The 13,014-nt window shown below is 40.0% G+C and carries 13 protein-coding genes; 5 read left to right on the top strand and 8 right to left on the bottom strand.

The window, feature by feature from the left end:
* Positions 1-73: 73 nt before the first annotated feature.
* The 5 genes from galK to IQ31_RS22930 form a co-directional block, all read right to left on the bottom strand.
* Positions 74-1,225 carry a galactokinase gene (gene galK / locus IQ31_RS22950; protein ID WP_145330323.1) on the bottom strand — a complete coding sequence of 384 codons (1,152 nt, stop codon included), beginning with the start codon at positions 1,223-1,225 and terminating at the stop codon, positions 74-76.
* A 1-nt stretch (position 1,226) separates the two neighbouring features.
* Complete coding sequence (locus IQ31_RS22945; protein WP_145330321.1) at positions 1,227-2,276, bottom strand: UDP-glucose--hexose-1-phosphate uridylyltransferase; 1,050 nt, start codon at positions 2,274-2,276, stop codon at positions 1,227-1,229.
* Positions 2,277-2,344: 68 nt separating this feature from the next.
* On the bottom strand, positions 2,345-3,619 hold the full coding sequence (locus tag IQ31_RS22940) for a metallophosphoesterase (protein WP_088163254.1): 1,275 nt from the start codon (positions 3,617-3,619) through the stop codon (positions 2,345-2,347).
* A 12-nt stretch (positions 3,620-3,631) separates the two neighbouring features.
* Entirely contained in the window at positions 3,632-4,666 is a 1,035-nt protein-coding gene (gene hemH / locus IQ31_RS22935; RefSeq protein ID WP_088163255.1) for a ferrochelatase, read from the bottom strand.
* Positions 4,667-4,747: 81 nt separating this feature from the next.
* A complete protein-coding gene (locus IQ31_RS22930; RefSeq protein WP_088163256.1) occupies positions 4,748-5,596 on the bottom strand; it encodes a 4-hydroxy-3-methylbut-2-enyl diphosphate reductase in 849 nt (282 codons plus the stop codon).
* A 279-nt stretch (positions 5,597-5,875) separates the two neighbouring features.
* Here IQ31_RS22930 and IQ31_RS22925 point away from each other — a divergent pair, with 279 nt between their 5' ends.
* Positions 5,876-6,295 carry a nucleoside-diphosphate kinase gene (locus IQ31_RS22925; protein ID WP_075994543.1) on the top strand — a complete coding sequence of 140 codons (420 nt, stop codon included), beginning with the start codon at positions 5,876-5,878 and terminating at the stop codon, positions 6,293-6,295.
* Positions 6,296-6,436: 141 nt separating this feature from the next.
* Here IQ31_RS22925 and ybeY read toward each other — a convergent pair whose 3' ends face one another.
* Both ybeY and ruvX read right to left on the bottom strand, forming a co-directional pair.
* On the bottom strand, positions 6,437-6,865 hold the full coding sequence (gene ybeY / locus IQ31_RS22920) for an rRNA maturation RNase YbeY (protein ID WP_075994544.1): 429 nt from the start codon (positions 6,863-6,865) through the stop codon (positions 6,437-6,439).
* Positions 6,866-6,913: 48 nt separating this feature from the next.
* Entirely contained in the window at positions 6,914-7,327 is a 414-nt protein-coding gene (gene ruvX, locus IQ31_RS22915) for a Holliday junction resolvase RuvX (RefSeq protein WP_070561409.1), read from the bottom strand.
* Positions 7,328-7,649: 322 nt separating this feature from the next.
* Here ruvX and def point away from each other — a divergent pair, with 322 nt between their 5' ends.
* Positions 7,650-8,876, top strand: a complete 1,227-nt coding sequence (gene def, locus IQ31_RS22910) for a peptide deformylase (RefSeq protein ID WP_145330319.1) — start codon at positions 7,650-7,652, stop codon at positions 8,874-8,876.
* Positions 8,877-8,999: 123 nt separating this feature from the next.
* Here the strand turns inward: def and IQ31_RS22905 are convergent, their stop codons facing one another.
* The gene (locus IQ31_RS22905) at positions 9,000-9,989 is read right to left on the bottom strand and encodes an aspartate-semialdehyde dehydrogenase (protein ID WP_088163260.1); all 990 of its coding nucleotides are present in this window, start codon (positions 9,987-9,989) and stop codon (positions 9,000-9,002) included.
* Positions 9,990-10,565: 576 nt separating this feature from the next.
* Here IQ31_RS22905 and IQ31_RS22900 point away from each other — a divergent pair.
* The 3 genes from IQ31_RS22900 to IQ31_RS22890 all read left to right on the top strand — a co-directional run.
* Positions 10,566-11,513, top strand: coding sequence for an NAD-dependent epimerase/dehydratase family protein (locus tag IQ31_RS22900; RefSeq protein WP_145330317.1), 948 nt, complete (start codon positions 10,566-10,568; stop codon positions 11,511-11,513).
* Positions 11,514-11,515: 2 nt separating this feature from the next.
* Positions 11,516-12,241 carry a YebC/PmpR family DNA-binding transcriptional regulator gene (locus IQ31_RS22895; RefSeq protein ID WP_075994546.1) on the top strand — a complete coding sequence of 242 codons (726 nt, stop codon included), beginning with the start codon at positions 11,516-11,518 and terminating at the stop codon, positions 12,239-12,241.
* 119 nt (positions 12,242-12,360) lie between these two features.
* A partial coding sequence (locus IQ31_RS22890) for a hypothetical protein (RefSeq protein WP_208734353.1) occupies positions 12,361-13,014 on the top strand: 654 nt, incomplete at its 3' end.

Here is a 13,014-nt window from a genome sequence, read left to right as displayed (position 1 = left end):
CGTTATCAAAAAAGACAAAAAATAAGGGGAATAGCATGAACATGCTATTCCCCTTACTGTACCTACTTTTTTATCAAAGTACGCGGGTACCATCGGCAATCCTGACCTGAATAACCGAAAGTTCTTTATCAAATTTCTGTTTGTATTCTTTTTCGAGTGTTGGTAAAATTGAAGGTAATACACCTTCTTTGACGATATTGATCGTACAGCCACCGAAACCGCCGCCCATCATTCGGGCACCGATCACCTCAGGAAATTGCTTGACGTAATCCACTAAATAATCCAGTTCCGGGCAACTGACTTCATACACTTTACTTAACCCCTCATGGCTCTGAAAAATATACTGTCCAAGCTGAACAACATCTCCTGAACGTAGTGCATCACAAGATTTCTCTACGCGTTCATTTTCACGGACCACAAAACTAGCTTTCGCATAAATATCGGCATCTTTATCTTTCACCAATTCATCAAGCATCGCTATGGTTACATCACGTAGGTTCTTGACTTCCGGGTATTTTTCCTGTACCCATGCAGACGCCTGTTCGCATTGTTCACGACGTGTATTGTAAGCTGTAGAAGCTAATGAATGTTTTACGTTTGTATTCAATAACACAACTTCATAACCCTTAAGATCAAGTGGCACATACTCGAAACCCAAACTACGGCAATCCAGTTTGATGACATTTTTCTCTTTACCAAAAGCTGAAGCAAACTGATCCATAATACCACACATCACACCAGCATAGGTATGTTCGGCCTTTTGTGCAATCTGTGGAATATCAAGTCGTTCGACCTGTAAATCGAACAGTTCGCTGAGCGCCAAGGTAACGGCACACTCAACGGCCGCTGAAGACGATAATCCGGCCCCCAATGGTACATCGCCATCGATATACAGGTTGAATCCACCTAGCGTTGCCCCACGTTTCTGATACTGATCAACTACACCGAGAATATAGTTTGGCCAATGTTTTTCTGAGATTGCAATATCTGCTAGTTTTACCTCATGACGTTCTTTATAATCTTCCGCATAAAGCACAATGTTATCATCCGATCGCTTACTTACAGCAACGTATATTGCTTTATCAATTGCAGCAGGCAATACAAATCCATCGTTATAATCCGTATGTTCTCCAATAATATTAATCCGTCCGGGGGAAGTAACGACAAGAGGTTCCTCCTGGTAGAGTTCTTTAAATTTGTTTACAATTGTATCTTTTGTTATCATCTTATTTAGCTTTATAATGTACTGTCGAACAATTTCGCAACTGTTCTGCGGCAACTTCCGGTGTGATATCACGTTGTGGATTTGCTAGCATCTCATAACCCACCATAAACTTTTTAACGGTAGCAGAACGTAACAATGGTGGATAGAAGTGCATATGCCAATGCCACTCTGGGTGATCACCATCATTTACCGGGGCCTGATGCATTCCTGCAGAATAGGGAAAGGATGTTTTGAAGAGATTGTCATATCGCGTCGTCAATAACTTGAGGATAGCGGCAAAATCCGTCTTCTCCTTCTCGTCAAACCCGGCAATGTTTTGGATAGATCGTTTGCTGACAATCATCGTTTCGTAAGGCCAGGCAGCCCAAAAAGGGACTAGAGAAACAAAAGAATCATTTTCGTCAATAATGCGTTCCTCTTTTCTCAACTCCGCTTTAACATAGTCTGACAGGATTGTACGTTGATATTTGTTGAAATATAGCTGTTGCTGAACGCATTCTTTTTGGATTTCTACTGGCAAATGATTTTGTGACCAGATCTGTCCGTGGGGATGTGGGTTACTACAGCCCATAATCGCGCCTTTATTTTCGAAAATTTGAATGTATTTAATCCAGTCAACCTTGGAGAGTTCGACAAATTCCTTTTGCCAAAGATCAACCACCGATTTGATTGCGGCCTGATCCATTTCGGGTAGTGTAAGATCGTGGCGTGGTGTGAATGCAATTACCTTACAGATCCCTCTTTCGGTCTCTGCGACAAATAATTCATCCTCATTAAATTCCTGTTGGCTTGTATCTTTTAATAAAGCCGAGAAATCGTTCACGAAGACAAAACTTTCTTTATAATCTGGATTGACATCACCATCTGCTCGTTTATTTGTCGGACACAAATAGCATTGTGGATCATATTCGGGTCTATTATCCCCGGGGAGATCCTCCACTTGCCCTTGCCATGGTCTTTTACTACGATGCGGAGACACAAGTACTTTTTCCCCGGTAAGAATATTAACACGTGTGTGGGGAGAGTCCCCAAAGTTTAAAGTTGATTGCATGTTATGTATAACTGGTGTACAGAATACACAATTATAGCTATATTAACTCAAAAGTCAAAGGGGATTTTTTAGGCTTTAAACTTTGGGTCATGCGCTTTTAGCAATTCGAATATGGTAATTTCAGGCAGAATTCCAACGCGTCCTGGATAACCCAAAAAACCATAGCCGACATTCACATATAATCGTTTGTTCTGTTGTTCACGATATAGCCCTGCCCATTCCTTATAGATATATTGTACTGGACTCCATTGCAACATCTCGGATCTTACGCCAAATTGCATACCGTGGGTATGTCCGGCAAACATCACATCCACGTCGGTATCCAATACCTGAGCCCGCCAATGCGAGGGGTCGTGAGATAACAGCAACTTAACAGGTTGCTCTTCGGTACCCATTAACGCTTTCTTGATATCACCATGTTTCGGAAAACGACCTGTCCCCCAATTCTGAACCCCGACAATACAAAGCTCTTCACCGTCAACCTTAATCTTACGATTTTCATCCATTAACAGATCCCAGCCCATGATTTTATGAACATCGATCACATCCTTGAGGTTCTTGCGTTTTGCAGGAGAATCTTCTTTACCATAATAATAGTCACCATAGTCGTGGTTACCTAATGTAGAAAACACACCTAAATCAGATTTCACACGAGCAAAAATATCTTGATAGCCGCGCATTTCAGAAGCTTGGGCATTCACAATATCACCGGTAAAAAAAGTCACATCAGCTTTTTCCTTTAAAAGCATATCAATACCACCGTTGACAGCCTTTTTATTGTAGAAAGATCCCGAGTGCACATCTGAAATCTGCGCGATGGTCATTCCATGGAATGCTTTAGGCAAATTTGGCAAATACAAGGGCACTCTCCTTACACGATAGTCATAGGCTCCTGAAATAATACCCCAGCTCAATGGTATCAAGGGTGAGGCACCAACTAGAATACCAGCTTTGGTCAAAAACTCGGATCGGCTAATCCCTTTCACCGGATTCTCCGGTAAAGGGTCTCCGGCATCTTCAACTAAATCCTCAATAGATCTCTTTTTTGTAAACAGCCGTTTTAACCACACACCACCGCGTCGGATATCATCAATCAACAAAATCAAAAAGAAAAATATCTTTGATGCGGCAGTCAGAAAAAAGGCGACTAAAATAACCGACCGTACGATTAAAGGAATACTATATTGTGCTGAGATAAAAACTCCCAATAGCAGTAAAACAGAATAAGACCACCAGAGGATGGAAAATACTTTTGTTTTGGGAAATTTGATCTTCGTTGCGCGAAGGGCAAAGAAAATATAAAAATCCAATATGAGTAATACACACGCGTTTACGAACAACATCATTTACCTATTTTAGTTTTTGGCATTGAGTGCCAATTGTTTTAAAGACTCGATCCATTTGGGATCATCATTAAGACTTTCTACCAAACAAACCTCTTCTCCACCTAAGTGCTTAAATTCATTAGCATATTCCACGCCAATTTCATCAATGGTCTCGATACAATCCGCTACAAAAGCAGGACTGAAAATTAATAACTTCTTATAACCTTTCGCGGCAAGGTCGTGCAACAAATCCGAGGTATACGGCTGTATCCAGGGCTCTTTACCTAACCGGGATTGAAAGCAAAGCGAATATTGTTCTTTTTTTAAACCAAGCTTTGCAGCTATCGTCCGTGTAGTTGCATAACATTGCGAGAGATAGCAGTATGAATTGGCTGTCGTTTTACAGGAATCACAGCCTGCTTCGGGACATTTAAGTTGACCTGTCGGATCCACTTTGCCTAGCTGCCGCACAGGAAGGCCATGATAGCTAAAAACAAAATGGTCAAAGCTTTCCAAATCGTGCCTGCGGGCATGATCTGCATAAGTTTCTGCCATCAAATCGTCAGTACAGAAATTGCTTACGAAACTGATTTCCGGTAGATAATTCCATTTGCGGATTAGCTCCATGACACGATCAATAACCGAGCCCGATGTTGCTGAAGCGTACTGTGGAAATAAAGGGATTACGCGAATGGACTCCAAAAATAGACCTTCCATATTTTTCAATGCAGCCTCAATCGATGGGTTTTGGTAACGCATCGCTAATTCGACATGGTATTCTTCCCCCAATGCTTCTTGAAGCAGATCACGTTGCAAAATACTGTAATGCATCAAAGGTGATCCCGTTTCTTTATCCCAGATCGTTTCGTATACTTTTGCAGATTTGGGAGCACGGGTACGTGCAATGATTCCCTTTACCAATAAGGTTCGTTGAAAATAAGGAATATCAATGACGCGTGGATCCATTAAGAACTCCGTTAAATACTTTTTTACATCTGGAGTAGTGGGACTATCAGGTGTACCCAATTGTACTAAAAGAATACCTTTTTTGCCTTTATTGCTCATAGCTTACAAAGCTACGCAAAAAAGAATGCACTCGGGATCTAAACCGCGGAATTATGAAATATCTGTGACGGGTAATTGTGCTTATAATGCTTCTAAACTTGCTTTTACGTCTTTCATCAACCACATTGGCGTAGAAGTAGCGCCACAGATACCAATACGATCGTTTTCAGCAAAGACCGAAGCATCTAATTCTGCTGGATCAGAAATAAAATAACTAGCGGGATTGGCGTTTTGACAAACTTCAAACAGCACCTTTCCATTGGAGGATTTCTTGCCCGATACAAAGACGATTTTATCGTATTGTCTGGCAAAAGCGCCAAGATCTTCGTATCGATTGGAAACTTGTCGACAGATGGTATCATTGGCCTTTACTTCATACCCGCGCTTGATCAGTTCATCTTTGATCGCATAAAATTTATCTACACTTTTTGTTGTTTGGCTATATAGCGTAAATGAGGCGGGCAATTCGACCTGATCCAATTCGGTAATATCCTGAAAAACTAACGCTTCATTATTTGTCTGCCCCTGCAAACCGATCACTTCAGCATGTCCATGCTTACCAAAGATTAGAATTTTCTCCTCTTGATCGAACGAAGTTTTTATACGGTTCTGCAGTTTGAGCACCACTGGACAAGAGGCATCTATCAAGGTTATGTTATTTTCCAAAGCAACACGATAAGTCTCTGGGGCTTCACCGTGGGCACGGATCAATACCTTTTCATTGCTTAACGTTGGCAGAGCGGCATGATCGATAATACGTAAGCCTTTTGCTTTCAATCGAGCAACTTCCTCATCATTATGAACAATATCTCCCAAACAATAAAGATATCCCTCTTCCTCCAAGATCTCCTCCGCCATATCAATAGCGTATACCACTCCAAAGCAAAAGCCTGAATCTTTATCGATGTCTACTGTTAGATTTAATGCCATAATATCACAAAGTTACATATTCGTATTGAACTTAGATCAATTGTTTTTTTACTTTTCTATAAACGGCCGGATACAAAGCCTTGTTACATATCTAGAAAAAACAGCTGATTAGGAGCATGCGAAACGTCTATTTCAATATAAACATATTTTCGAGGCGTATAAGATTTAGCGATAAGGGTTGCATCAGCCAGTTGGCTTATCAATAATTGTGTCTATATGAAGCGTAATGATATTGCATATGAAAAGCAATTTATCTAATTTTGCAAAAAAATTAAAATAATGGCAACTAACAGAACTTTTACGATGATCAAACCTGACGCAGTAGCGAACGGTCACATCGGTGCAATCTTAAACGATATCATTGCTGGTGGTTTTAAAATCATTGCAATGAAATACATCCAACTTTCTCAAGAGACGGCTGGTGCATTCTATGCAGTACACAAAGAGCGTCCTTTCTATGGTGAGTTGGTAAAATTTATGACTTCAGGTCCTATCGTTGCTGCAATCTTGGAAAAAGATAATGCTGTTGAAGATTTCCGTACGTTGATCGGCGCGACTAATCCTGCTGATGCAGCTGAAGGTACAATCCGTAACAAATATGCTAAATCTATTGACGCAAACGCTATCCATGGATCGGATTCAGATGAGAATGCTGCTATCGAAGGAAACTTCTTCTTCTCTCAATTTGAAAGATTCTAGTCGTTAGAAACAACATAAAAAAAGCGCTTTACAAATTGTAAAGCGCTTTTTTTATGTTGTTTCCTTCTCACTCTCGAGTAAAGTAGAACCCGCAACCGGTTCACCGAACTGTTGGCCTTAATAAGCGTAAGATGGAGTATGTTAAAAGTTTCTTTTACCTAGATACTCATCTTCCTTGGCGGTCATCTTGGCTTTATCTGCCGGCTTTTTATCCGGATAGCCACACAGGTGCATGACGCCATGAATAATAACCCGATGAAGCTCATCACGCACATCAACCTTAAATTTCTCAGCATTCTCCTGAATACGTTCCACGCTGATAAAAATATCGCCAGCGATGGTGTCATCATATTCGGAAGAATCAAAGGTAACGATATCAGTATAGGTATCGTGATTTAAATACTGCTTATTGATCTCTAGTAAGTAGGCATCCGAGCAAAGGATAAAGCTCAATTCGCCCACACGTTTAAATCCTTCGGATTTGATGGCATCAGCAATCCATTGACGAATCTTTCCTTTTTCCTTTAATTTGAAATCCGTATCCTCGGTAAAAAATAATATGCTCTTCATCCTTCTATTTTTTATTCATTTTTGTTTGACTTATCAGTCGATGTGCATCTAAAAATTACGGCTATCCATGTAGCTTTGCAAAATGATCGTTGCAGACACGGTATCAATCAGTCCTTTTTGTTGACGGTCCTTCTTTTTTTTCCCACTTTGTGCAATCGCTGCAGAAGCCATTTTAGAAGTAAAACGCTCATCTATTTCGGCGACAGCAATCGTGGGGTAAGTCTTCTTCAGTTTCCGAATAAAACCGACAACATGCTGTGCGGATTCAGAGTCTGTCCCATCCAGCTGCCGTGGCTTGCCTACAACAAAGGTTTCCACCTGTTCTGTCTGTAAATAATCAGCTAAGTATGTCCAGATATCCTGCGGATGTACTGTCGTCAATGCTGTAGCAATAATTTGCATTGGATCGGTCACCGCAACCCCTATTCGTTTTGTACCGTAATCAAAGGCCATCAATCTCATGGATATATATTTTTCACAAAAATACAAAGTAGTCCTGAGTATTACACAGGAAGATTTAATATTTCAATTGGACTCCGCTTTCTAATACATCCTCTTCTCGTTTTTGATCTTTTAATTTTGATCTTTTAACCAAAAAAAACTATAACTTTGATAGACTATTTAACAACGACAAGCCAACTTGCTTTTTGAGGCAATAGATCACCGAATTCGATCTGATCATAGCGGGCCAATAGAATTGCCCTATAGGCACATTGATCAAGGCAACACCAAAGGCGATGCAGCATTTGGCTGTGCGAAATCGGAAGAATAAATATTTAAACAAATGAAAAAAACACTTATTGCCAGTTTCCTTTTGGCCTTATGCTTAAATACGCATGCTCAAAGTAAATATGAGCAACAAATTATCGCTCTTCGTGAAAAAAAAGCCACTGAATTGGCGAAAGAACAATATGGTCCATTGAAATCAGATCAAGTAGCGTTTTTGGATTACTTTCCCGTAGATGCGGGCTATAAAGTCAACGCCAAAATTGAAGTTTTATTTAACGAACCGGTATTCCGCATGCCAACCTACGATGGCACAAGCAACGAGTACAAACGTTACGCCATCATTACCTTTACTCTTCATGGAAAGCAACATACGTTAAATGTCTACCAAAGTGTCGCATTATTTCAAAATCCAGCATACAAAAACCATTTATTTTTACCATTTTTAGATTTAACAAATGGTCAGGAAAGCTATAGTGGGGGCCGGTATATTGATTTATCAACAGACGACATTAAAGGAAACAATGTTGAGATAGACTTTAACAAAGCCTATAATCCGTATTGCGCTTATAGCAATGGCTACCGTTGCCCAGTCCCACCAGTTGAGAACAATTTAGAAACAAAAATTATGGCCGGAGAAAAAGCATTTCATAAGTCAAAGAATGAAAGACCAGTCAACCTTAATGCAGGACAGGAGTTCAGTGCTGCCGACAAGAAAATCATTTTATCAGGAGATGAAAATGCAATTCTTCGCGTATTGCAAACAACAGACGATAAAGATCTGAAAGTTTTAAAAGCTACAAGCAGTGATGTCAAATACAACGACCCATTGATTGAGTCACTTTCCAAAAGAATGTTCGCGACTGTACGTGATCCCAATCACCCCGGTGTAGGCATCGCAGCGCCACAAATCGGTATAAATAAAAATCTAATCTGGGTACAGCGATTTGACAAACCAGATCAACCATTTGAATTTTATGTAAATCCTAAAATTCTATGGCGCTCCAAACTGAAACGTAAAGGCGCCGAAGGCTGTCTTTCTATCCCTAATCGTAAAGAGGATGTATTACGGAGTTATGCTATCCGCTTACAATACATCAATAAAGAAGGTAAAGTTATCGAAGAAAATATCGAGGGTTTTACTGCGGTTATTTTTCAGCACGAAACGGATCATCTTTTCGGCATTCTATTTCCAGATCGACTGGAAGAGCAAAGCAAAGAAGCCTATGCGCCGTTGAATGACAAGATTGAATTTTCTATCCAACCCACAACGTTGACGCCATAATTTCTAGCCCCTGTATCAAGGGTCAAATCATAAGTATATAAATTGTGATTTGACGATAGGACAAAAAGAGCCCCCATGAACGAATTCGTGGGGGCTCAATATTTATTATGGAATCTACTTGAGTTAGATCAATCCTTTTTCGGCCAATAACTCCGCTACCTGAACTGCATTTGTTGCAGCGCCTTTACGTAAGTTATCTGCTACTACCCACATGTTAAGGGTATTTGGTTGAGATTCATCACGACGGATACGTCCTACAAAAACCTCATCTCTGCCGTGCGCATCCTTTGGCATTGGATATTGTAGTGACGCAGGGTCATCAACAACAATACAGCCACTTTGCGCCGCTAAAGCTGCACGTACATCATTCAAATCAAAGTCATTTTCAAATTCAATATTCAATGATTCAGAGTGTCCTCCCATAACCGGAATACGCACTGTCGTTGCAGTTACTTTAATAGAGTCATCACGCATGATTTTATTTGTTTCCAAAATCATCTTCATTTCCTCTTTCGTGTATCCATTTTCTTGGAAAACATCAATATGCGGAATAACGTTCAAATCAATCTGATAAGGATAAGCTTTTTCACCATCTTTTCCGGCACGCTCATCCATTAACTGGTTAACGGCCTTAACACCAGTACCTGTTACAGATTGGTAAGTAGAAACTACAACACGTTTGATTTTATATTTATCATGTAATGGCTTTAAAGCCACCACCATTTGTATGGTTGAACAATTCGGGTTTGCAATAATTTTGTCTTCAGCAGATAACACATCGCCATTTACTTCTGGAACAACCAACTTTTTCGTTGGGTCCATACGCCATGCCGAAGAATTGTCGATCACTGTAATTCCAGCTTCAGCAAATTTAGGGGCGAATTCTTTCGAGGTATCACCACCCGCAGAAAATAACGCAACATCAGGTTTCAAAGCAATAGCCTCAGATGGTGTAACCACCTTATACTTCTTTCCCTTGAATTCAATTTCCTTACCCTTACTACGCTCTGAAGCTACTGGAATTAATTCTGTTACTGGGAAATTTCGCGCCGCCAACACGGTTAGCATCTCAGTACCTACAAGGCCTGTTGCGCCGACTACTGCCACTTTCATTTTTGTCTGTGTTTAAATTGTGTATATAAAATTGTTATTTGATTTTGTTTTTAGTTGATTCTCGAAGAATGAATTCTTCAAATTTAAAAAATATTCCCTAATTCCACTATTAAAATAACAAAATATTACTCCCTCTGCTAAAAATATCACAACATTAAGAATTTTTCCTCCATAATTGCTAAAAAAGGAATCCGTGCATCTCATAACTATTGCTAAAAATCAGGATTAAAGCAATTCAAAAAAAATAAAAATTTTCGCTGCTTATTCAAAAAAAAAGAACAAACGATTGAAACAGTTTAAAATCTCATAAAAACAGTCCCAAGAGTCTAAAAATTAGCATTTTTTCCCTACTTCCTAAAAGGCCACAAAGTTGATAGATACTGAAAAGCCTTTATATTTGCATCATAAACCGCCATGGTTGAAATTTCATTTTTCATTACATGATGAAACGTAAATTATGTCAGGCTAGATCCTATTATATCGATAGGAAGAAACGAGCGAAGCGATTCATTTATATTCTTGAGTATAGATCCTCAATATAGTGAAAGCGGGAGCTTCATAAAATAAAACTTACAAATGAAAGAAAGCATTATTATCATTGGTGCAAATGGCCAGATCGGCACAGAATTAGCTATTGCCTTGCGCAAAAAATTTGGTGCAGAGAATGTTGTAACCACTGACATTAGAGAACCGCAGATTAAAAGCCCTGACGAGAATTTCGAAATCGCTAATGTTCTTGACAAAAATGGACTCGAGACATTATTTCAACAATACAAACCTACTCAAGTATATCTACTAGCTGCCATGCTTTCGGCTACAGGCGAGAAATACCCTGAAAAGGCTTGGGAATTGAATATGAATGGTTTATTGAATGTTCTTGATCTAGCCGTGAACTATAAAGTCTCCAAGATATTCTGGCCAAGCTCTATTGCTGTTTTTGGGCCACACTCTCCGAAAACAAATACCGAACAATATTGCGTCATGGATCCCAACACGATTTATGGCATCAGCAAGCTTGCAGGTGAGCGTCTTATTGAATGGTATCAAGAACACCGTGGCCTGGATATTCGTAGTGTCCGTTATCCGGGTATCATTTCCTGGAAAACTGAACCAGGAGGTGGAACGACAGATTATGCAGTCGATATTTTTTATGAAGCATTGAAAACCGGGACATACGCCTGTTTCTTATCTGAAAACACAGCATTACCCATGTTATATATGGAGGATGCCATCCGTGGTACACTCGAATTAATGGATGCACCGAAAGAAAGCTTAAGCATTCGCCACAGTTATAACCTTGGTGGTATTACATTTACTCCAAAAGAACTTGCACAAGAAATTAAAAAAATTCTTCCTAATTTTGCAATCTCTTACATCGAGAACGATCCAAGACAACAGATTGCCGATTCATGGCCTGCTAGTCTAGATGATTCTTATGCAAGAAAAGACTGGAACTGGACGCCGGAATTTGACATCCAGAAGATGACAGTCGACATGATTGAAAATCTTAAAAACAAAATATAACAATGGGAAGAGCTTTCGAATTCAGAAAAGAGCGGAAATTCAAACGCTGGGCCAAAATGGCCGTTCAATTTACACGTTTAGGTAAAGAAATCGCCATGGCGGTTAAAGAAAGCGGCCCTCACCCTGAAACTAACTCGAGACTTCGTACTGCAATACACAATGCCAAGGCAGTAAATATGCCCAAGGATCGTATCGAAGCCGCAATCAAACGTGCTTCAGAAAAAGATTCAAAAGGTTACGAAGAGTATGTATACGAAGGCTATGGCCCGCATGGTGTACCTGTTTTAATTGAAACTGCAACAGATAATACCAACCGCACCGTAGGAAACATCCGTAGCTATTTTACAAAAGCAGGTGGTTCATTGGGGAAAACAGGATCATTGGATTTTATTTTCAATCGTAAATCCATTTTCCGTTTTGCTGCAACAGACGAACTGGACCTAGAAGAGCTTGAATTAGAGTTGATCGATGGAGGCTTAGAAGAATTGTACGTAGAAGCTGATGAAGAAGGCAATGATATTGCTGTCGTTCAAACTTCCTTCGAAGACTTTGGTAATATGCAAAAATTACTCGAAGAAAAGGGAATTGAAGTAACATCTGCGAAATTGGAACGTATTGCTTTATCGCATTCAGATATTACAGAAGAACAAGCTGCTGATGTGTTGAAGATGATCGATAAAATCGAAGAAGATGACGATGTTCAAGCAGTTTACCATAACATGGCTTAAGCTATTGAACCTATAAAACAATAAAAAAGAGCGCTAGTCGCTCTTTTTTATTTTAGGCCTCCCAGCTGCGTCAGAAAAATTACTACATTTGTAATAGACTATATTAAACTCATAACAGGATGACTTTTGAAGAATTTTTCATAAAAAAGAAAATTGATTTAAAAGCTTTACAAGCTGCAGATGGACCTTTATTTGAAGAGTTCAAAGCACATTATTCTGCTATGGGGGAAAAGAGTTTTGACCACAGTAAAAAGTTTTGGTTCAACAAGCTCCGAAAAAGTTTCCATCTAGCAGAGGAGGAAACTGTCATTGCAAAACCTATTGTAAAGCAGGTTATCGCTGATACAGCATCCGAGACCTCCAGTATTCATACGGCAAAACCAGCAGGCTTTAAACCGCGATTCAAGGCACCTCCTACGGCCGTAGAAGATGAAGTCAAGGCAACATCCAAAAAGGAAATAACTGATTCAGCGGAATCCACTCCTGATTCAATACCCACAGGATTCAAACCAAGGTTCAAAGCTGGTGTAACCAAAGCTCCTGATGTGGCCGCAAGCACATCTGCATCCGAAGAAAAAACCGACGAAGCAACAACAGCCGCTCCAAAACCGACGAGCTTCAAACCGAGGTTCAAAGCTGGAGTAACCAAAGCTCCTGACGCTGCCGCAAGCACATCGGCATCCGACGAAAAGACCGACGAGACAACAAACTCTGCTCCAAAACCGACGGGCTTCAAACCAAGGTTCAAAGCTGGAGTAACCAAAACGGAAACT

The sequence above is a fragment of the Sphingobacterium siyangense genome, assembly GCF_007830445.1.
Classification (GTDB): domain Bacteria; phylum Bacteroidota; class Bacteroidia; order Sphingobacteriales; family Sphingobacteriaceae; genus Sphingobacterium; species Sphingobacterium siyangense.
Note: the sequence above shows the minus strand (reverse complement) of the source record. Positions and strands in the feature narration are given on the sequence as shown.